At 54.6% G+C, this 18,898-nt stretch carries 23 protein-coding genes; 12 read left to right on the top strand and 11 right to left on the bottom strand.

Annotation, left to right across the window (positions count from 1 at the left end):
• The first annotated feature begins 34 nt into the window (after window positions 1-34).
• The 6 genes from fabZ to HY751_05025 all read left to right on the top strand — a co-directional run bounded on the left by fabZ (window position 35) and on the right by HY751_05025 (window position 3,720).
• Entirely contained in the window at window positions 35-487 is a 453-nt protein-coding gene (gene fabZ, locus HY751_05050; GenBank protein ID MBI4665763.1) for a 3-hydroxyacyl-ACP dehydratase FabZ, read from the top strand.
• A gap of 5 nt (window positions 488-492) precedes the next feature.
• Complete coding sequence (locus tag HY751_05045) at window positions 493-1,290, top strand: SDR family oxidoreductase (protein MBI4665762.1); 798 nt, start codon at window positions 493-495, stop codon at window positions 1,288-1,290.
• A gap of 286 nt (window positions 1,291-1,576) precedes the next feature.
• Window positions 1,577-1,993: a hypothetical protein gene (locus HY751_05040; GenBank protein ID MBI4665761.1), complete on the top strand. Its 417-nt coding sequence runs from the start codon at window positions 1,577-1,579 to the stop codon at window positions 1,991-1,993.
• A 239-nt stretch (window positions 1,994-2,232) separates the two neighbouring features.
• Window positions 2,233-2,625: a response regulator gene (locus HY751_05035; GenBank protein MBI4665760.1), complete on the top strand. Its 393-nt coding sequence runs from the start codon at window positions 2,233-2,235 to the stop codon at window positions 2,623-2,625.
• Window positions 2,626-2,837: 212 nt separating this feature from the next.
• Window positions 2,838-3,278, top strand: a complete 441-nt coding sequence (locus HY751_05030) for a hypothetical protein (protein MBI4665759.1) — start codon at window positions 2,838-2,840, stop codon at window positions 3,276-3,278.
• Window positions 3,279-3,294: 16 nt separating this feature from the next.
• Window positions 3,295-3,720, top strand: a complete 426-nt coding sequence (locus tag HY751_05025; protein ID MBI4665758.1) for a hypothetical protein — start codon at window positions 3,295-3,297, stop codon at window positions 3,718-3,720.
• Between the two features lie 90 nt (window positions 3,721-3,810).
• Here the strand turns inward: HY751_05025 and HY751_05020 are convergent, their stop codons facing one another.
• Window positions 3,811-4,827 (bottom strand): cytochrome-c peroxidase, encoded by a 1,017-nt coding sequence (locus HY751_05020; GenBank protein ID MBI4665757.1) that lies wholly within the window; start codon window positions 4,825-4,827, stop codon window positions 3,811-3,813.
• 204 nt (window positions 4,828-5,031) lie between these two features.
• On the opposite strand from HY751_05020, the gene HY751_05015 reads away from it, so the two are divergent.
• The 3 genes from HY751_05015 to HY751_05005 are packed head-to-tail and all read left to right on the top strand — an operon-like array spanning window position 5,032 to window position 7,066.
• Complete coding sequence (locus tag HY751_05015) at window positions 5,032-5,448, top strand: hypothetical protein (protein MBI4665756.1); 417 nt, start codon at window positions 5,032-5,034, stop codon at window positions 5,446-5,448.
• A 13-nt stretch (window positions 5,449-5,461) separates the two neighbouring features.
• Window positions 5,462-6,103, top strand: coding sequence for a hypothetical protein (locus HY751_05010; GenBank protein MBI4665755.1), 642 nt, complete (start codon window positions 5,462-5,464; stop codon window positions 6,101-6,103).
• Window positions 6,104-6,148: 45 nt separating this feature from the next.
• Entirely contained in the window at window positions 6,149-7,066 is a 918-nt protein-coding gene (locus HY751_05005) for a zf-HC2 domain-containing protein (GenBank protein MBI4665754.1), read from the top strand.
• 6 nt (window positions 7,067-7,072) lie between these two features.
• Here HY751_05005 and recO read toward each other — a convergent pair whose 3' ends face one another.
• The 6 genes from recO to ccmA are packed head-to-tail and all read right to left on the bottom strand — an operon-like array spanning window position 7,073 to window position 11,106.
• A complete protein-coding gene (recO, locus tag HY751_05000) occupies window positions 7,073-7,828 on the bottom strand; it encodes a DNA repair protein RecO (protein MBI4665753.1) in 756 nt (251 codons plus the stop codon).
• 21 nt (window positions 7,829-7,849) lie between these two features.
• Window positions 7,850-8,776, bottom strand: coding sequence for a GTPase Era (gene era / locus HY751_04995; protein MBI4665752.1), 927 nt, complete (start codon window positions 8,774-8,776; stop codon window positions 7,850-7,852).
• A 45-nt stretch (window positions 8,777-8,821) separates the two neighbouring features.
• A complete protein-coding gene (ccsA, locus tag HY751_04990; protein MBI4665751.1) occupies window positions 8,822-9,511 on the bottom strand; it encodes a cytochrome c biogenesis protein CcsA in 690 nt (229 codons plus the stop codon).
• Complete coding sequence (locus HY751_04985; GenBank protein ID MBI4665750.1) at window positions 9,508-9,624, bottom strand: CcmD family protein; 117 nt, start codon at window positions 9,622-9,624, stop codon at window positions 9,508-9,510. Before HY751_04985 ends, ccsA begins: the two co-directional genes overlap by 4 nt.
• Window positions 9,625-9,675: 51 nt before the next feature.
• A complete protein-coding gene (locus HY751_04980; GenBank protein MBI4665749.1) occupies window positions 9,676-10,353 on the bottom strand; it encodes a heme exporter protein CcmB in 678 nt (225 codons plus the stop codon).
• Between the two features lie 18 nt (window positions 10,354-10,371).
• Window positions 10,372-11,106: a heme ABC exporter ATP-binding protein CcmA gene (gene ccmA, locus HY751_04975; protein ID MBI4665748.1), complete on the bottom strand. Its 735-nt coding sequence runs from the start codon at window positions 11,104-11,106 to the stop codon at window positions 10,372-10,374.
• 168 nt (window positions 11,107-11,274) lie between these two features.
• Between ccmA and HY751_04970 the strand changes: the two genes are divergently transcribed.
• Window positions 11,275-12,765, top strand: coding sequence for a response regulator (locus tag HY751_04970; protein ID MBI4665747.1), 1,491 nt, complete (start codon window positions 11,275-11,277; stop codon window positions 12,763-12,765).
• On the opposite strand, the gene HY751_04965 is transcribed toward HY751_04970, so the two are convergent.
• On the bottom strand, window positions 12,762-14,192 hold the full coding sequence (locus HY751_04965; GenBank protein MBI4665746.1) for a formylmethanofuran dehydrogenase subunit A: 1,431 nt from the start codon (window positions 14,190-14,192) through the stop codon (window positions 12,762-12,764). The two genes, HY751_04970 and HY751_04965, sit on opposite strands and share 4 nt — an antisense overlap.
• A 116-nt stretch (window positions 14,193-14,308) precedes the next feature.
• Here HY751_04965 and HY751_04960 point away from each other — a divergent pair, with 116 nt between their 5' ends.
• Both HY751_04960 and HY751_04955 read left to right on the top strand, forming a co-directional pair.
• Window positions 14,309-14,890, top strand: coding sequence for a CoA pyrophosphatase (locus tag HY751_04960; protein ID MBI4665745.1), 582 nt, complete (start codon window positions 14,309-14,311; stop codon window positions 14,888-14,890).
• 64 nt (window positions 14,891-14,954) lie between these two features.
• Window positions 14,955-15,596 (top strand): hypothetical protein, encoded by a 642-nt coding sequence (locus HY751_04955; protein ID MBI4665744.1) that lies wholly within the window; start codon window positions 14,955-14,957, stop codon window positions 15,594-15,596.
• A gap of 8 nt (window positions 15,597-15,604) precedes the next feature.
• Here HY751_04955 and HY751_04950 read toward each other — a convergent pair whose 3' ends face one another.
• From HY751_04950 to mtaB, 3 genes are read right to left on the bottom strand one after another with little or no spacing between them, the layout of a single operon-like run.
• Window positions 15,605-16,813 (bottom strand): MltA domain-containing protein, encoded by a 1,209-nt coding sequence (locus HY751_04950; protein MBI4665743.1) that lies wholly within the window; start codon window positions 16,811-16,813, stop codon window positions 15,605-15,607.
• On the bottom strand, window positions 16,791-17,591 hold the full coding sequence (locus HY751_04945) for an SAM-dependent chlorinase/fluorinase (protein MBI4665742.1): 801 nt from the start codon (window positions 17,589-17,591) through the stop codon (window positions 16,791-16,793). Before HY751_04945 ends, HY751_04950 begins: the two co-directional genes overlap by 23 nt.
• Window position 17,592: 1 nt before the next feature.
• On the bottom strand, window positions 17,593-18,888 hold the full coding sequence (gene mtaB, locus HY751_04940; protein ID MBI4665741.1) for a tRNA (N(6)-L-threonylcarbamoyladenosine(37)-C(2))-methylthiotransferase MtaB: 1,296 nt from the start codon (window positions 18,886-18,888) through the stop codon (window positions 17,593-17,595).
• Window positions 18,889-18,898 lie beyond the last annotated feature (10 nt).

Below are 18,898 nucleotides of genomic sequence, written 5' to 3'. Positions count from 1 at the left end.
GTCCGTGGTACAATACCCCATTTTTTGGCGGAACATGATTTACGGAACGGAAGAAATCCACCGGGCGATACCCCACCGTCCCCCATTTCTTTTTGTGGACAGGGTATTGGAGGTGGATGATAAACATATCGTGGCGGAAAAGTTCCTTTCGCCGGATCTGGATTTTTTCAAGGGGCACTACCCCCATTTCCCGGTGATGCCCGGTGTATTAACCTGCGAAAGCATTTTCCAGGCGGGGGCCATACTGCTATCCCAGCAAGGGGGTATGATGGAAAGCGGATCCGTGCCGGTGCTGGCCCGCATACGCGACGCGCGGTTTAAAAGGCTTGTGCGCCCGGGGGATATGGTGGCGTTGACCGTGGAACTGGAGGACAAGGTGGGCATGGCGTTCTTCATGAAAGGGAAAGCCACCGTGAACGGCGAACTGGCCGTGAGCGTATCGTTCACCTGCGCCCTGGCCAAAACGCCAGAGCCGATGGGAGCCTGATTAAAATGAGCTTTCTGGGTTTTGAGGGGAAAACATACCTGGTCATAGGCGTGGCCAATAAAAAAAGCGTGGCCTATTCCGTGGCCGACATCATAAGCAAAGAGGGCGGGCAGGTTGTCTTCTCGGTTCAGGACCAGGCCCGGAAAGAGACAGTTGAAAAACTTTTCCCCGGGGCCGACGCTTATATATGTGACGTGTCCAGCGAAGATAGCGTAAAGGCCATGGCTGAGGAGGCGCGGGAAAAACACCCAGTCATTCACGGAATAGTCCATTCGGTGGCTTTCGCCCGGTATTCCGATGGCGCAAAACCGTTCCACCAGATACGGAAAGGCGATTTCATGGAGGCGCTGGACATCTCCTGTTTCTCGCTTATCACCGTGTCCAACGCCTTCAAGGATATGATGGATAAGAAAGCCTCTGTGGTTACCATATCCATATCCACCACCACCATGGCTTCGGAAAACTACGGGTACATGGCGCCCATAAAAGCCGCGCTGGATTCTTCCCTGGCGTTTCTGGCCAAGAGCTTCTCGGCCTTCTCCGAGGTTAGGTTTAACGCCGTGGCGCCGGGATTGTTGAAGACCTCCGCATCGGCAGGGATCCCCGGATATGTGGACTCCTACCTTTACGCGGAAAAAGTTATTCCCCGCAAGCGCGCGCTGGACACCGCCGAGGCTGGCAGGGTGGCCGCGTTTCTACTCAGCGACGCTTCCAGCGGAGTGAACGCCCAGAAAGTTGTGGTGGACGCGGGCATGGGCGTTAATTATTTTGATTCCCAAGTTATTCAAAAGGTTGTGCGCTAACCGCTACTGTCGGTAGAATCCTTTTTTGAATCGAATCATCACAATACAAACATGCTTCTTGTGGTTTCGGTCCGGCGAGTCTGACCATAAAGTGGTATATAAAAAGTATGGGTTAATTGTGTTGCGCCCTTTTTCCAGTTGTGTACAATTTATGTTTTCTTCGTATTAACAGTTTCAAACGAAAACCTTCATCCGGATTTTCTTTGGAGCAATTTGCGTTTTGGCCGCCACCCCTTGGCGTAACCAAAAATAGTTATTCCCAAATGGGTACTTTCAGGAGGAAATCATGAATCATGAATTCCGCGAGAGGTTGAGGTTGCTTATGAAGGGCGACAAACCTTACTCGTGGGCCAGGAAAGTGGGTATCGAAAAAGGTCTGTTCCAGTATTACTGGCAGAAGGGGAGGATACCCACTTACGACAATCTGCTCAAGATCCAGGAATTCACTGGCTGTTCGTTGGATTGGCTGTTGACCGGTAAAGCTGTGGATCTGGACCAGATTGACGGCCTGATGCTGGTAAAAGAACCCAATCCTGTATATGGCCAGTTGAATCTGCGCCGGGCTGACTCGCTGGAGCGGGTAAAACAGCTTTATTCTTCGAGGAACGAGAAGGATATAGAGTTGTTGGAGGGCATTCTGGACAAGATTGCGCCTTCAACCTCCAAACGGGGCCTGTCCCGGAAAGCCGGAAAAGGACGATAATCCGCCATCTCGCCACCCCAGCCCATTGTATTTAAAAGCGGGCTGGGGATAGGCGGGAATGGTTCTTCCCACCCCTTCATAGCGCGACGCGGTTTGACTTAAGCTCGACACATCGAGCGTCATCAATGCCTCCAACACCTGCCCCTTTTTATCCAAAGCCATTTATAGCTTGGTTTTTCAGAGCCATGAATTTATAATGAACCGGCGGTAAGGGGCGTTAATTAGGTGGACAGGTAGTAATGAGCGGAAAAAAGAAATCCATTCTTCTGGTAGATGACGACGAAGCCCATCTTTTATGGTCCTCCGAAGTTCTCAAGGAAAGCGGGTACGAGATAGAAACCACCTTCTCGGCCGAGGCCGCCCTCAAGATGCTCCAGAACAAGCCTTACGATTTGATAATTTCAGACCTGGTGATGCCTGAAATGTCCGGTACCGACTTTGTCCGGAAAGTAGCCGGGATAAGAAAAGGGCAGAAAGCCATTATCATGACCGGCCATGGCGACGTTGAAAGTTTCATGGAATCCGTTTACGATCTTGGGGCTCTCGAATACATCATTAAGCCCGTGGAGATGGAAGAGTTCCTGACCATAGTAAAAAAAATAATCTCCCAAAACGTGGAGCTTTCCCAGTAAATCCATTCTTTGTCTTGTAAATCAATAGGTTGTCTGTTTAGCCCTCCAGGTTTGCTCCCCCCTGTCTCAAAAATATCCATTTTTTTGCCCCCGGGACTTAAGAATTAAACAAATTCTCCGATAAGGCAGATAGAGGTAATATAAACTTTGGCTGGGCGCCGTTTAATGAGGCAGGAAGCGTACAATTAAATCAGGCAGGGTGACAGTTAAAAATGGATAAGGACTTTGGCCTGGCGATAAAGCTTTTAGAAGAGAAAAAAGCTCAACTTAAGGATTTGGAGGAAAGAACAGGCCGGATACTTACGCTTACCCAGGAGGGCGCTCCATTGGAGGATATCATGGGAGCCGTGGATGGGCGGGACGGCTTGATCCTCCAGCTTACGGAAGGGGATGGCAAGCTGGCCGGTATCCTGGGCAAACCCGGCCGGAAAGATTGGCTGGATAAGAAGGAAGTAGCTGGGCTGAAGAGAGACATTGAAAATACGCTGAAGCGGATAATGGAGATGGACTCTTCCGGTATGAAAGCCATGGAGGCGGTGGCGGTATCCATAAAAGACGATTTTAGCGCCATGGCCTCCGGCAGGCGCACCATGGCCACATACGGGAAAACATCCAAACCTGTTTACGCGAAGTTTATAGACAGGAAGATGTGAGGTTCGGCGGAACATCATGATAGACGGTATTGGCGGGCCCATAAGGGTATCCGGCGTTTACGGGCGGCAACAGTTCTACGCCGAAAGGGCGGTAGAACTGAAAATCCCCAAGACCACCCAGGTTGGGGCGCAGGACAGGGTGACTTTTTCGCCCGAAGCCCAAACCGCGCGGAACCTGGCCAGCCCGGGCGCTTCGGTGCAGGCGGCCATATCGCCAGCGTCTGTATTCCTTTCCGGCCAGATGCCCGTACAGCGCCCCATAACTTACGAAGATCCGCGCAGGGCCGCCGTGCGGCATGGCGGCGAAGAGGCCCAGGCGGTGGAGTTTGGTGAGCCGGATTCCGACGAAGACGATATTAGCGCCGTGAGCTCATCGGCATCCTCCGAAGGGACTGATAGTGGCGCTTCGTCCGGTGGAGGGCCGGGCGCTTCACCCCGGTAACGCGGCCGGAAATTAAAAAAACCCGGAGGATTTTAGCCACCGGGTTTTTCATGTTAAATCACATAAGCCGCATTTAACGGCCAGCCATAATTAACCCCTGCTGGGTTTGGGCGTAGCGGGCGTTGATGGAGGCAGGATAGGCATCACCACCTCCGGCTGTTTGCCGGTAAGGGCGTTAAGGAACGACAATATCTTGCCGATTTCCTCGTCGGAGAGTTTGTCACCAAGCTGAGTCCATGCCATAACCTTCACCGCCTCTTTCAGGTCCCACACGCTACCGTCATTGAAATAAGGGTAGGTAAGCGCCACGTTTCTCAAGGTTGGCACTTTGAAGACGTTCAAGTCGTCTTCCTTCTTGGTCAGGTCGAACCGGCCTTTGTCCTTGAGGAACCCGGGGGTGTTCATCACGCCGAACTTCTGGAAAGAGTTTCCCCCGACCGTAACGCCGTTGTGGCAGTTTACGCAACCTTTGTCCATGAACAGTTTCAGGCCAGCCTTTTCGTTGGCGTTCAAGGCGCGCTCATTGCCCTTTAGGAACTCGTCGAACCGCGAGGGTGTCAGTAGCGTCCGCTCGAAAGCGCCGATGGCGTCAGCCAGGTTTTTATAAGTGAGGGATTCCTTCTGGTTAGGGTACGCCTGCTTGAACAGGGCCACGTATTCGGGGATTGTTTTCAGCCTGGCTATCACCAGTTCCTGCGTGGCGGCCATTTCGATGGGATTTAATATTGGCCCCTGCGCCTGGGCTTCCACGTCCGCCGCGCGGCCGTCCCAGAATTGCGCCACCTGGAGGGCCGCATTTAAAACGGTTGGAGAGTTCCTGCCGCCTGCCTGCCAGTTGTGGCCCGTGGAGAACGAATTGTTGTCCACCCCGCCGGTGGAGAGGTTATGGCATGAATTGCATGAAAACACGTTGGACTTGGACAGACGGGTGTCGAAAAAAAGCATCTTGCCCAGCGTAAGTTTCGCGGGAAGGCTGGGATTGTCGCTTTTGAATACCGGCTTGTCAGGCAGGGGGGCGAAATTTTCCTGCGCGGCTTTCATCAACGAGGTATTGCCCTTGTCCGTGCTTTCAGCGAAAACCGGCGCCAACATAAGAACCACCAACATCGCCACAAAGAACCTGGTCGCGTTCATACAATTCTCCGAGTGTTATCGAACATCCAAACAAGCTTGTCCAAAAGAAGGATGTATTTTAAACTGGGTCTTAATGGTGAATAAACAGTATTCCTTCCACATATTCTAAAGAAAAGACAGGCCATGGAGAGAGCCGCTTTAGTTGACCCTCTTTGAGCCTGTGATTATAATCCCCCAATGGCAAGCGCATCCGAAGTTCCCACCTCAAGAATCGAGCAGGATTTGATACTGGTCCGCCGCGTATCCGAAGGCGATGGTGAGGCTTTAAGAAGTTTCGTGGAAACCCATACCCGCTGGGCGCTCTATAAAACCAGGGAATGGTGCGTGGAGCATTGCCCCCACCGCGCGGGGGGGGTGTTTTGCGGGCTTACGGGGCTTTCATTAAGGTTGAACGGGAAAATCCCTCAAAACCGGCTGGAAGAGTGCGATGAAGGGATGGACACATACCTGTGGATCTTCGACCAGTTGAAAAGGAAGCTTAAAACCTACACCGGCAGGAACGGTTGCCTCCTTTCCACCTATGTTTGGACCATCCTCAATTCCCGCGAGTTTTATATAGACTGGCTCCGCTGGAAATATGGCCGGGCTTTCTGATAATCAGGGAACAATGCCATCCTCCGGTTTTCTAAACCAATCCACCAGAAAAAGGCTTCCAGCCTCCATCCGGGCCTTGCCGGAGTTGGATCAGGTGGTGTTCATCTTTTTGCGAATGCGGCGGGACGAGTTCCAGATAGCGCGCCAGTTGAAGCTAGGCCGGAAAGAAGCGTTGGAAGCCATTGCCCGGGTTCGGGATGCGCTGATAAAAAATGGGTCGCTGGATATGGTGGAAGACCCGGTGTTCTACCCTCTGGACATCCCCGCCACGGATAATGAAAAGGAATACCCGCCCATAAATCTAAAGACCGGAGGGATGGACATGACCGATAGCCTGGAAATCACCCGGTTTCATGAGATACTGCGCCAGTCCATTTCCATGATGCCCAGAGAGGGGCGCAGGCTTCTGTCGCTCTGGTTCACACGGGAGATGAAAGCGGCGGACATCCTGAAATTTTACAGAAACCTCGGTGTAAATCTTATTTCCGGCAAACCCATTGAAAATACGGGCGTGGGCGACGTTTTTTACGCCATTGAAAAAAACTCGCTGAATCTATTGAAGATTGTCCGTTCAAATATGAAACAGGGGGAGTTTGATATTACCCCGGCGGTGTTGAAAGCCGCGTTGGACGAAGTGGGAGTTTCTGAGGATTGAGAGCCGCCGGAGGGCTGGCGGATTTAATTATGGAGCTTGGCGGATTTGAAACATCTTACGCTCGAAGAGCTTATAGCCTGCGTTGACCCTTCATTGCCCGAAGATGGCAAGGCTTCTCTGGCGGGTCATCTTGCCGGGTGCGCGGAATGCCGGGACAGGCTTGTGTCTATCCATTCCTTGAGGTCGGCGGGCGCAAGGCTCATGGATGCGGATTTGAAATCGCCGAAACCGCTTCCCGTCACAGCGGATTGCCCGCCCATGGAGACCATGGGGGATTACCTTGGAGGCCGTCTGCCAGCTGATGAACGGGCAAAATACGCTACCCACATGGCTTGGTGCGACGCCTGTTTTGAACGGGCCACATATTTCACCAGTTCAGCGATCAAAATGGCCGCTGGCGTGCTGGTTACGCCCGCCACTCCGGAGAAATATTTAAACGCCGCGGCCCCGGCGCCCACGCGCATGGGGATTGGCCGGAAATTGATGGTCGCTCTCGGCAATGCCTTGAAGTCCCCTGTTCCCGCTTATGCTTTCGCGGCGGTTCTGGCGCTTTTCATGTTCTTGGGGGACGGGTGGTTTACCGGCGGGGAGCTTATCCCGCTAAAATCAGACTCCAATTTCACCATATATGTGAAACCGGACCAGGCGGGCGCTTCATTCGGTTTCCCGGACGCGGGAGGCAAAGTGGCCGAGACCCCGGCGGGGCTTAGGATGAAAATATCTGGCGGAGATGTCCATTTCTCGTGGAACGCCGTGGATGGGGCTAAAGAGTATGGCTTCACGCTCCTGGAGATAACCCCACGCGGGCTCAAAGATGTTTTCGGCCAGAAAACCGGGAATCCGGAAATATCCGTAAGCGCGTTGTCGCTTTTGAATGGGTCGGCCTACAGGTATAAAGTGACTGGCGTAAACAATTCCGACCAGGTGTTTTCAGCCGCCGGGCAGTTCGCTTTCAACAAATAGGCCTCTTTAAAGTTTAAGAAACCTTTCCGATTTCATCCTTTTGCGGGTGTGTGTGTCTATCATGGCGCGCACCATCCGCTCCACGTCATTTAATAAAGACGTGCCGGAGGATATCCGTTCCAGCCGTTCCATGGGGGTGGAGAGGCTTCGCTCCAGCAATTTTATGGCGCCGGGGCTTGCGTTGATAGTTTGAGCCCCCGACTTATGAAGACAACTACCGCACACCGCTCCCCTGGACGGGTTGAAACCGCATCGGGGCCCGGCGATAGCCCCACCGCAAACGGCGCAGGCTCCCATGGATGGCATGAACCCGATGCTCGAGAGATATTTAAACTCGAAAAGACGCAACAGCATGTCCAGCTTGTCCGCAGGCATGGCGCTGGCGGAAAGCTTGCGAAGGAGGACAAGGAGCATGTTGAACCCGTCTCGGTTGGCGTCCTTTTCTTTTTGGCAAACATCCACAAGCTCCGCCGCCGCAAACGCCCGCATGAGCTTTTCATAATCGTCCCTCATGCCGGTGAAAGTCTCTATAATGTCGCTGGTGTTAAGGTAGAAAAGTTCCGCCTTCTCCTTCCCGAAAAAGATGGCCCTGGTGTGCAGGAACGGCTCCAGCCTTCCCATGAGCCTGCTTTTAGGTTTAAGGCACCCTTTGGCCACGGCCTTTATTTTGCCGTAGTCTCTGGTGAAGAGGGTTATTATCCGGTCGGACTCGTTGAGCCTGATGCCTCTTATGATTATGGCTGGGGACTCGTAAAGGGGCATTATCCGGGCTTGTGGGGGTTGTTATTCTTTATCCACGTAACCAAGGTCGCCTAAGGAAGCGGGATTAACTGTCCACTTTTCTTTCACCTTCACCCGCAGTTCCAGGAAGACCTTCGCCCCAAACCGGAACTCCAGCTCTTCCCGCGCCATTGTCCCGATTTTTTTGAGCATGGAGCCTCCCTTGCCGATAACGATGCCTTTTTGCGAATCCCGCTCCACGAAAATGCTACCCATGATGTATGTGGCGCCGTTCTCCCGGTCCTCCACCAATTCAATGGCCACGGCGGTGGAATAGGGCAACTCCTGTTGCAACGCCCTGAAAGCCTTTTCGCGGATAATCTCGCCTATGTAGAACCTCTCTGGCTGGTCGGTCTTCATTTCCGCCGGATAGAACTGGGGTCCCTCGGGGAGATATTCAACCATCTTGGAGACCATCGCCTCCACCCCCTCGCCGGTGCGGGCGGATATGGGGAACACCTCGTCGAACTGGGCTATTTTTATAAGCTCCGCTATCTGGGCCAGAAGTTCCGGCTTTTTCACAGCGTCTATCTTGTTTATGAGCAAAAGGCGGGGTACCTTCTTCCCGCCCAATCTTTCCAGCGCGTACCGGTCGCTATCATAATTTGGTCTTTCCGCGTCGGTCATGAAAATCAGGAGGTCACATTCCATCCCCGCCTTTAGCGACTGGTTTATCATGAACTTGTTAAGGCGGGAGCGTTCCCGCATTATCCCCGGCGTGTCCATGAACACCACCTGTATGCCAGACCGGGTCATAATGCCCATCACCCGGTTGCGGGTGGTTTGGGGTCTGGGCGAGGTGATGGAGACCTTCTCCCCCACAAGAAGGTTTAACAGTGTGGATTTACCCACGTTGGGCCTGCCAGCCAGCGCCACAAAGCCGGATTTGATATTTGCGGGTAGCGCGTCTTTTATATCACCCGATGACATTTGATAATTCCTGCCGTTGTCCCCTTGTCCAAGGGTTGTTCCGGGTCACGAGTGTTTGAGCCGCTCAATTTCGCTGTTCACATATCCCAGGCGGACCCGCTGGATGAGCAGTAGCGCGAATAGAAGGATAAAAGTCACGATGCACACCTTGAAGGCGGTGAACATGTCCGGGTGCATGCCGGGGTCGTTGGCCGAACGCTCGATAACCGGGTGAATCCCACGGCTCCACAGTTTCACGCTGTAATGCACCAGCGGCACGTCCGCGTAGCCCACGATGCCCATAACCGCGGCGTATTTGGCGCGCAGGGTTTCGTCTTCCACGCGGGAGCGCAATATCAGGTAGCCCACGAAGATAATCAGCAGGATAAGCGAAGTGGTCAGGCGCGGATCCCACGTCCAGTAGGAGCCCCATATGGGCCTTGCCCACAACATGCCAGTACCCAGCATGAGTATGGTGAACACTATGCCCGTCTCGGCTCCGGCAACCGCCAGCCGGTCCCACTTGAAATCTTTCGTCCACAGGTAGCCTATGGAGCCTATGAACGTGAAGAAGAAGCCGAAATAGCAGGAGATGGCTATGGGAACGTGGAAATAGAAAATTTTCTGCGGCCAGCCCATCACTTCTTCCAGCGGGGCGTGAAAAAACACAAGATACACCGACAGCGCCATCAAAACCCCGGTGATGATGGTCAGAACGTCGGCGATAAGCGGCAGGTTTTTGCGGAAAACGTTCATTTTTTAAGGCCGGACAGGTCTTTTTCGAGTTTGGAAACCTTCCGGCCCAGCATGAAAACATAGCCGAAGAAAACCAGCCAGATGAGCGCGTAAGCGTAAATCACGTAGTCCACGTTTATTCTTAAACCTCCGTCAAACCAAAACGCGGCCTGGTAGGGGCCGCGTCACTCTTCGATTATATGCTCGAACGTAAGCCAGGACACCACCAAGTATATCACGTCGAAAGCCGCCAGTATCTTGTACCAGGCGTCCAGATCCTCCGCCGGGGCGCCTGTTATGAGCCCGCCGGATATCTTCACCGCCGCGATGAGCGCGGGGGCCGCCACCGGCAGTAGCAAAAGCGGCCCCATCATCTCCCGCGCCCGCAGGTTCACGGCCATGGCGGCGATAAGCGTGCCCACGGCGTTAAAACCCAGCGCGCCCATGAAGAAGGTGAGGGACTGCATGAAAAACCTCTCCATCACGTTCACGTTGTACAACACCGTGAACACAGGGATTATCACCCCGATGGAAAGGAGCGTGATTATGAGGTTCGACAGCAGTTTGCCGAAATATATGGCCGAGCGGGAAAGGGGCGCCAGCATAAGCGCCGAAAGGCAACCCTCCTCCTTTTCATATAGGAACGAGCGGTTCATGGAAAGGGAGGCGGAGAACAGGAACGCCACCCACAACACCCCCGCTGAAAGATCTTTGGTGTTCAGCGAGGTCAAATCCATGGCGAAGTTGAACATGAGGATGGTGAGCAGGGAGAAGGTCAGGGTGGTGGTAAGTATCTCTTTCCCGCGAAACTCCATCCGCAGGTCTTTGGCCATTATGGCCCATACGCCGTGGGTGAAACTCATTTTACGCCCTCTCTTCGCTCAATAGTGGGCGCTACCCACGGTTTCCACATAAAGGTCGTGGAAATTCGACTGGTCAATGCCGCCCACCGGCGAGTCGAACCTTATCTTCCCCCCGGCCTGTATGGCCACGCGGGAGCCCATCTCCAGCCCCATCTTGAGGTTGTGGGTGATCATTATTATGGTGCGCTTCTCGCCCCGGAGCCGGTTTAGCAGGTTTTTGAGCATTTCGGCGGCGTGCTGGTCCAGCCCCGTGAAAGGCTCGTCCAGCAATATTATGTCAGGGTTGTTCACCAGCGCCCGGGCGATGGAAAGCCTCTGCTTCATCCCCCGGCTGAACGCTCCGGCGGTGTCGTCCGCCCGGCTTGTCAGGCCCACTTCTGAAAGCAGGCTTTCCACGCGCTCCGCGCCATTCTCCACGGCGTACAGGCTGGCGTAGAACGTCAGGTTCTCCCGGGCGGTAAGCTCGGGGTAAACCAGGCTTTGATGCGAAATGTAGCCTATGCGCTTTCGCACCTCGTCGTGATGCCCGCCAGTCACGTCATCCCCGCCGATGAATATGGCGCCAGCCGTCGGTTTTACCAGGCCGCCAATGATTCGCAACAATGTGGTTTTCCCCGCGCCGTTGGGGCCGAAAATGGTTAACGACTCCCCCTGGCCGATGGAAAGGCCCATACCATCCACGGCCGCAACCCGGCCGAACCGTTTGGTGACAGCTTCCAGGGTGATAAGAGGATTTGGGGTGTCGTTTCGCATCGGTGTATTGTCGTAAACGGGTAATGGTTAGTCAACAGCGAGTTGCGGCGCGATTTTCAGGAAAACTTGACACCGCTTTGATATAATGCGGATTCACTGCATGTTTAACAGTTTTGGGGTCAAAGAGGGATGACCGCTCAAAGCAATATAAATTGGGAAGACTCCGCCTTGCTTAAGAAACGCATAGGCGAGCTGGAGGCGCTCAATACAAAGCTTTCGCGCATCATAAATGAAGACGAAAGCTTTATAAACACCACGCCTGACATCTTTTACACCATAGATTTCACGGGCAAACTCCAGCGATGGAACAGCCGTCTGCAGGAGCTTTGCGGGCTATCCCCGGACGTTATGAAAGAGCGTCCGTGTATTGACTTCGTTTGCGAGAACGACAGGCCGGTAGTGATGGAAGACGTGCAAAAAGTCTTCGAGAACGGTTTCCACTCCAACGTTTACCGCTTCATAAAGGGCGACGGCTCGCTGGTTCCTTTCCACTGCATCGGCTCGGTCATCAAGGACGATAACGGCCAGATAACCGGCTTTATGGGCACTGGCCGGGAGATAAGCGAGATGATCAGGAAAGAGGAGGAACTCCGGAAGGCCAAGGAAGCGGCGGAGTCCGCCACGAAGCTCAAAGACCGCTTCATAACCTTGCTGTCGCATGACCTGCGCTCGCCTATCTCCAACCTGTTGTTAGGCTTGAGGATTATAGACGGCGGCCAGGCTTCCGCCAGCGACAGCGCGGACATTATGCAAAGAGGCATCTTCATCTGCGAAAGCATGCTGTCCATGATCAACCAGCTTCTAAACGTCAGCAAGCTCAAGTCCGGCGCCGTAAAACTCAACCGCAAATACCACAACATGCGCGCCCTTGGCGAGAGGGTGGTGAAAAGCGTGTTGATGGAGGCCGACGCCAAGGGCATAGCGGTGGTAAACGACCTGCCGGAGAACATGAAGCTTTTTATTGATGGCGACCTGTTCGCCGAGGTGATACGCAACCTTGTGGGCAACTCCATCAAGTTTTGCGGCAAAGGTTGCTTTATAAAAATATATTCTCCGGACGGGGGGAGCCGCATAATCGCCGTGAAAGACAAGGGCATCGGCATGACCGAGGCCACTATCAGCCTGATAATGGGCGAGGGGGAGACTGCCTCTTCCAACGGCACCGCCGGGGAGAAAGGCACGGGGCTGGGGCTGTCGTTCTGCAAGGACATTGTGGAGGCCCACGGCGGAGCGCTTAAGATAGAGTCCGCCCAAAACGAGGGCTCCACGGTTATTGTGGAGTTTCCCGAAACCCGCGCGCTGGTGATGCTGGTGGACGATCAGGAAATTGCCCGCGAATCCTACAAGGATATATTAAAGAGCCTTAAGGTGGAGTTCATGGAGGCCAGCAACGGTTACGAGGCGTTGCGGATGATAATGGAAACCACCCCGAACCTTATAATTACCGACTGCCGCATGCCTGAGATGGACGGTTTCGAGTTTTTACAGAGCCTGAAAAACTCTGAGAAGACCGCAAACATACCCGTGATAGTGGCCACGTCCAGCGTTGGCATGGAGGACAGCCACAAGGCCTTAAACCTGGGAGCCAATGATTTTATAACCAAACCTGTGGCCCCCAACGAGCTTGTGCCAAGGGTAAGCCGGTTTTTAGGGTTTTAACCTGTTACCCTCACCCCAACGCCAGTTTTAACAATCTCCCCATCCCTTGCAATCACCCGGCCGGACTTTATAACTACCCCAGGTGATGAAAACATGTGGCTGGATTTGCCGGATTTCCTGTAAACCGCCATATCGGCGATAGCTCCCGGCGTCAGGCTCCCCCTGTCCAAAAGCCCCAGCGTTTTCGCCGGTCCTGCGGAGGTGATGGAGGCTACCTCATACGCTGTGTATTCCCGGTTTATTGTATGGAGCGTGGAGCGGTTTTGGGTGTCTTCATGTAACCTGGAAAACTCATTGCGCCTCAAATCCCCGCCCATCAGCATGGCGATGATGTTTGGGTACGCGGTAAAAGGCCCGCCGTTGGGATGGTCGGTAGTAAGAAATACCCGCATGGGGTCTTCCACCAGCAGGAAAAGCTCCAGCCCGCAGGCCCATTGGACGCTGTTCACAGCGGACTGGCGGCGATATTCATAGCGGGCGCAGTGGCATGCGCCATCCGCCAGTTCCGTGATGACGGAGCCGGTGGCCCCACGCCGCCCAAAATCCGGCCCAAAAGTTTCATCCGCCGTGGCCGTCACCGTGTTGCCGAACACAATCTGCCCCACGTCTATGGTAATGTTTGGATTCTCATTAACCGCCCGGGCCACCAGCGGGGCTTCCGATGAAAAACCGCTCCTTCCTCCATAACTGTGGAACTGCGCGTGAGCGATATGGGCCCTTACGCCTTTTAAAACTTCTATGGTTTTTATGGTGGCCTCATGGCTCCATGGCGCGCCCAGATCATTCAGATGCAGATGTAACGGAGCCTTCGCGCCAGATTCGGCCACGGCTTCCGCCATGCGCCGGATAAGCTCCAAAGGGGTGATGTTGAACCCATCCAGTTTTCGTTCAACGGCCCCGGCCTCCAGAGGCCTGTCCAAAAACTTCCCGCCGGGGTTAACCAGTTTTATCCCCAGCGCTCCGGTGTCGTTTATGGTTTGCTCAACGAACCGGCGCAGACCCGCCGTGTTTTTTCCCTCGGCCATTTTTATAAGTGGTGGGGACGATACGACCATGGCTATCATCCCCACGTCCACCAGCGGTATTTCCTTCGCCTCACGCCAGGCATCCACGGCTGAAGCGGGGGGCACGCCCGGGTCTATAACGCCAGCGTAACCCATGCGGGCATAATTCAGCCCAGCGTCTTTACGCATATCCTCGGGATTTTCAGATGTAAGCTCCGAAGCCGAATCCGCCAGCGGCCCCAGAAGGTGGGTGTGAGGGTCTATCCCGGCGGGGATTATTAGACAGTCTTCGGCGTTTATGGTGACGAAGTCCGGCCCGGTGGATTTGTCTATTATGCCATCGCGGATATAAATGTCTCGCCAGACAAGGTTTTCACCCTGCGCAGGGTCCACCACCTCGCCGTTGATTATTTTAATGTCCATTCCAGGCGAAACCTTTCTGTCCGGATATAAGCTATTAACTGGCGCTACTGCTGTAAACTGTAATTATTGGCCCCCGGGGTATGTTTTTCAATGATATTGGAGAAAGGCGCGGCGCCATGGTGGTTGAAGATGTTTTAGAGCTTATAAAACCGGCTCTTCTCGGTGAGCCACAACGCAAGAGCACTACCCGTGTGAAGGCGGCGGTGCTGATACCCATCGCAAGCCACAAAGGACAGGCGGTTCTCGGCTTCATACGGCGTTCGGCCAAACTGCCTCTGCACGCCGGGCAAATTTCGTTTCCCGGCGGCAGGATTGAAAAGGGGGAAACAGTGTTGACCGCCGCCCTGCGGGAAACCGAGGAGGAAACCGGGATAGGCGGAAACATGGTCACCGTCGCTGGTCACTTGCCGGTGTTGCAGACAGTCAGCACCGGTTTTGCGGTGTGGCCTGTGGTGGGCGTTATAAACGGGGCGCCAGAGATAAAAGTGTCGCCGGTGGAGGTGGAGGAGTTTTTCTGGGCGCCGGTCTCCCATTTTCTGGAACCTGCCAATCTGGAACGGAGGACGGAAATTCTGAGAGGTGAAAGCGCTCCCCGCCCGGCATATCATTACCATGGCCATGAAGTATGGGGCTTGACGCTCCGCATAATCCAGATAATGCTAAACTCCGCCCAAACAGATGGCGGGGAGTATGTATGACCAAAGTTATATCGCCACCGGCCCGCCGCGTATTATAAAAAATGAGGAGATTTCAGGAGTAGATATGAGTTTATTTTTAGGCCCCATCCACATATGGATGTTTAACAAGATATTGATCCTCGAATCGCGGGCGTTCGCCCTGGCCGAGGCTTTGGAAAAAAGCGGGAACGGCGGCGTGGGCGCCGTGGTGGAAGAATATGGCCAAAGGCTGGAAGGCCGGAACCTTGCTGACATTTTGGGGGACAACTCCATCCACCAGTTCCTGTACGGGCTCATAGGCCGCGCCCAGATAATGGAAGCGCGCCTTATGGAACTGGCGGGGGACGGTGGCGCTCAATTGGTAAAGGTCGCCGAAGAGCATGGCAGGCAGACCGCCCGCGGGGCCGTTGCAAAAGCGGGGAGCAATCCGCAAACACTGGAAGACATATACCGGCAGGTTAATGACCACCACATGGAAGGGATGCCGTGCGACCCTGGAGCTGAAACAACGCAGGAATCCAAAACCGTTATGGGTTATTGCCATTCCAGCTGTAACCACATTCAGAACTGGAGCTATACTGGAGCGGATGTGAAGGCCATGTGCGGTCTCACCAACGCATGGCTCGCGGGTTTTGTCAGCGAATTGAACCCAGCCGCAGTCTATGAGGTTAAGGAAACCTTGGCTGAAGGGGCTGGCTCCTGCAGGGCCACCATTACCTTGGGGTGACGGTGGTTTTATTGCCGGGTGGTGCTCTTTAATATCAGGAAATACGCCGGGCCGGTCTGTTTTAACAGGCCGGCGGTGGCGCCAGCTTCCGGCCCTTCGCCGAAATAAATATCCATCCGTCCCGGGCCTTTTATCGCTCCGCCCCTGTCCTGCGCTATCGCCAGACGGGCTGTTTGCTTCCAGCCCATAACCACCCCATCTTTTACTTCCGGCAGGTCCAGCGAAACCAGCAATATGGCGTGTTCCGGGTAATAGGCCGGATCCACCGCCACCGACCGGCCCGCCGTGAGTTTCACTCCAGTAGATCCGAAAGGCCCATCCTCCATGGCCCGGTAGAACACATAACTGGGATTTGTAAATAAAAGCTCGAACATCTTCTCCGGGTTTTCGTCCGTCCACCTGCGGATGGCATTTAACGACATATCCTCTTTTTTCACCGCACCCCGCTCTATCAGCGTTTTGCCGATGGAGCGGTAGGCCCGGCCGTTACTTCCAGCGTAATTCAGGAAAACAGAGGAGCCATCCTCAAAGACCGCCCTGCCGGAGCCTTGGACGCTCATAACGAATAGATCGAATGGGTCGTTTGCCCAGGCAATCTCAAGCCCCCGGGCCGCCAGCGCCCCGTCCAGGTCTATGGCCTGCCGGTCATGATATGGCGCAAGTTTTCCGTTCTCCACCCTGCCGGTTATTTTGCGCCCCTTAAGCTCGTTGTGGAACAGGCCCAGGTCCGCCGTTACCAAATCTTCCGGCAAAGCGTAGATGGGCCATTTATAAGAATCCGTTTTTTCACGGGAAGCCCTGATGAAAGGCAAGTAGTATCCGGTGAACAGGGTCTCCACCCCGCTGGGCTCTTGCGCATAGCGGTAAATGCCGAACTCACGCTGGATTATCGCGATTCGTTTTGCCGGGTCTTTCTCAATATGTATAATCTCAAGCAACCGCCGGGCGGACCTGTCGATATCTCCATTGGTAACGCTCATGCCTCCCACGGTTATAAGTGCGGCGGGATCTTTGGCGGCAAGGGCTTCTATCGACCGTTCCAGCGCGGACACAATCGGGCCGTCCGTCAAATCCATTGTCAAATCGGGTATGGCCCCGGTTTTAACGAACGTTAATGGAGCGGGTTTGGCTTCGGGCCGGATGAAAGGCGCGCAGGAAGGCATTAACGCCAGTGCGATAACCGCTAAAAGGCGCTTAAAGGAACCGGATGCGGACATCAGTCTCTGTCTCCAGCCCGTAGAGCAGGGCCGCATCGCCGTTTTTCACGAAAAGCTCCAGCGTGTCCCAGCTTCCAAAGGTGGCCGATAAGGTGTCTTCATCCCCGGCGGCTGAATAGTGGGGAAGAATGCCGTCCACGCTGGCCTCCTCCAGTTCCACTTTAATGACTGAGGAGTTAAGCTCCCGCGCCGTTTTTTCTATCAGCGCGCGGGTCAGGTTTGTTATGGCGTTGCCGAACTGGTCTATATAAATTATCTCTCCCACTAAAAGGTTGGGTGAGGGGCGCATTTCCCACGGGAGATCCATGCTTTTCAAGTTGGCAAGCCTGGGGCCGAAAGACTCAAGCGGAGCCCCCATGGAAAGATGGGCCGCTGAAGGGGCGAAAATGTCCCGCCCGTGGAATGTGGCGGATATTTTTTCCAACATGTAGGCGGGGTTTGTTATTTCCCGTATCTGGGCCGGTTTGCGTTTGCGGGCCACCTCGGTGAAAATACCGTTGTCCGGCCCCACGAAAAAATGCCCCTCCGCCTCGAACGCCAAAGGTTTTCGTTCCGAGCCTACGCCAGGATCCACCACGCAAAGGTGTATGGAGCCCGCCGGGAAATATTCGAACGATGAGCTTATAACGTACACCGCCTGTTTTATGTTCTGGGGCTCTATCTCGTGGGTGATGTCCACAAACCGGGCGGAAGGGTTGATGGAGAGCATTACACCCTTCATAACCCCCACGAACGGGTCGGTAATCCCGAAATCCGTTGTCAGGGTTATTATAGCCACGCTAACCTATGAACTCACCGGAAAGCCCGGTGGCTGAGGCGGATAGGATTTTCACCGGGGCTATGGTGTTCATCAGGCTGTCCGGCCCATCGAAAACCGTGGGGAAATAGTTGTCGGTGAACCCTTTAAGCTGGCCCCGGGCCGTCCGCGTGTTCTCCACCAGGACGTACAGGGTTTGCCCCGCCATTTTCTCCCCGGCCTGGGCCCGTTTCTCCGCCGACAACGCTTTTAGAAGCCCGGCGCGGCGTTTCAATTCATCCTTCACGGGCCTGCCGCTCATTTCGAAAGCGTCGGTTCCTTTTCTGGGCGAGTATGTGAAAACATGCAACATCATCAGCGGCGAACGGTTGAGTAAATCGAAGGTTTCCGTGAACTCCGTTTCCGTTTCGCCGGGGAAACCTACCATCACGTCTGCCCCTATGCCTATTCCCGGTATGTTCCGGGCCAGGTTGTTTACAAGACCCTCATAAAATTCGGGGGAGTAGGGCCTGCGCATCAGCGTAAGTACTTTGGCTGAACCGCTCTGCGCCGGAATGTGCAGATGCCTGCAAATCCTGGCTGACCCGGCGATGAGCCCGACAAGCTCATCGCTGACGTGTTGCGGGTTAACACTGGAGAGCCGTATCCTTTCCACATCCGTTTTATTCAGGATTTTCCTGATAAGCCCCGGCAGGCTCAGCCCATCGAAAAGGTATTGGCCCAGGTTTATGCCGGTCAGCACCACCTCCCTCACGCCAGCCCCGGCCATGGCCCTCACCTGGTTTACGATGGCCCCAGGCTCGGCGCACACGCTGGCGCCACGGCTGATTCGCACCACGCAGAAAGAGCAAACCTCGCCGCATCCAGTTTGGATTTTTATATAGGCGTTAGTGCGCCCCGCAAGGTTTGTCACAGGCCTCACAGGCAGGACTCCGGATTGTTCTCCCCCGGTGATGACCAGCGGACCGTTCTTCCACCCCTCCAGTTTTTTCAACGCCGAGGAAAGCTCGAACTTGGAGACGTTCCCCAACACAAGGTTAACCCCTTCTTCCGCGGCCACTTTCTCCGGATACATTTCAGACAGGCATCCGGCCACCACCACCTTGGCGCCGGGATTGTCGGCCCTGGCTTTCCTTATGGCGGCGCGGCACCGGGCGTCACTTTTGCCGGTGACGGTGCAGGTGTTTATCACCACCACATCCGCCCGCTCACCCTCATCGGCGGCGGTGAAACCGGCCTGTGACAGTTCGTAGGCCATTTCCGCCGTCTCGAACTGGTTGAACCGGCACCCAAGCGTTTCAAACGATACCTTGCGCATAGACTTCATG

The organism is Nitrospinota bacterium, assembly GCA_016208975.1.
Lineage (GTDB): Bacteria > Nitrospinota_A > UBA7883 > UBA7883 > JACRLM01 > JACQXA01.
This window is presented reverse-complemented; position numbering and strand designations above follow the sequence as displayed.

Excerpts from the sequence above, each read along its gene's own strand:
- fabZ (MBI4665763.1), top strand. The coding sequence starts at position 35 with ATGATTTACGGAACGGAAGAAATCCACCGGGCGATACCCCACCGTCCC.
- HY751_05045 (MBI4665762.1), top strand. The coding sequence starts at position 493 with ATGAGCTTTCTGGGTTTTGAGGGGAAAACATACCTGGTCATAGGCGTG.
- HY751_05040 (MBI4665761.1), top strand. The coding sequence starts at position 1,577 with ATGAATCATGAATTCCGCGAGAGGTTGAGGTTGCTTATGAAGGGCGAC.
- HY751_05035 (MBI4665760.1), top strand. The coding sequence starts at position 2,233 with ATGAGCGGAAAAAAGAAATCCATTCTTCTGGTAGATGACGACGAAGCC.
- HY751_05030 (MBI4665759.1), top strand. The coding sequence starts at position 2,838 with ATGGATAAGGACTTTGGCCTGGCGATAAAGCTTTTAGAAGAGAAAAAA.
- HY751_05025 (MBI4665758.1), top strand. The coding sequence starts at position 3,295 with ATGATAGACGGTATTGGCGGGCCCATAAGGGTATCCGGCGTTTACGGG.
- HY751_05020 (MBI4665757.1), bottom strand. The coding sequence starts at position 4,827 with ATGTTGGTGGTTCTTATGTTGGCGCCGGTTTTCGCTGAAAGCACGGAC.
- HY751_05015 (MBI4665756.1), top strand. The coding sequence starts at position 5,032 with ATGGCAAGCGCATCCGAAGTTCCCACCTCAAGAATCGAGCAGGATTTG.
- HY751_05010 (MBI4665755.1), top strand. The coding sequence starts at position 5,462 with ATGCCATCCTCCGGTTTTCTAAACCAATCCACCAGAAAAAGGCTTCCA.
- recO (MBI4665753.1), bottom strand. The coding sequence starts at position 7,828 with ATGCCCCTTTACGAGTCCCCAGCCATAATCATAAGAGGCATCAGGCTC.
- era (MBI4665752.1), bottom strand. The coding sequence starts at position 8,776 with ATGTCATCGGGTGATATAAAAGACGCGCTACCCGCAAATATCAAATCC.
- ccsA (MBI4665751.1), bottom strand. The coding sequence starts at position 9,511 with ATGAACGTTTTCCGCAAAAACCTGCCGCTTATCGCCGACGTTCTGACC.
- HY751_04980 (MBI4665749.1), bottom strand. The coding sequence starts at position 10,353 with ATGAGTTTCACCCACGGCGTATGGGCCATAATGGCCAAAGACCTGCGG.
- ccmA (MBI4665748.1), bottom strand. The coding sequence starts at position 11,106 with ATGCGAAACGACACCCCAAATCCTCTTATCACCCTGGAAGCTGTCACC.
- HY751_04965 (MBI4665746.1), bottom strand. The coding sequence starts at position 14,192 with ATGGACATTAAAATAATCAACGGCGAGGTGGTGGACCCTGCGCAGGGT.
- HY751_04960 (MBI4665745.1), top strand. The coding sequence starts at position 14,309 with ATGGTGGTTGAAGATGTTTTAGAGCTTATAAAACCGGCTCTTCTCGGT.
- HY751_04955 (MBI4665744.1), top strand. The coding sequence starts at position 14,955 with ATGAGTTTATTTTTAGGCCCCATCCACATATGGATGTTTAACAAGATA.
- HY751_04950 (MBI4665743.1), bottom strand. The coding sequence starts at position 16,813 with ATGTCCGCATCCGGTTCCTTTAAGCGCCTTTTAGCGGTTATCGCACTG.
- mtaB (MBI4665741.1), bottom strand. The coding sequence starts at position 18,888 with ATGCGCAAGGTATCGTTTGAAACGCTTGGGTGCCGGTTCAACCAGTTC.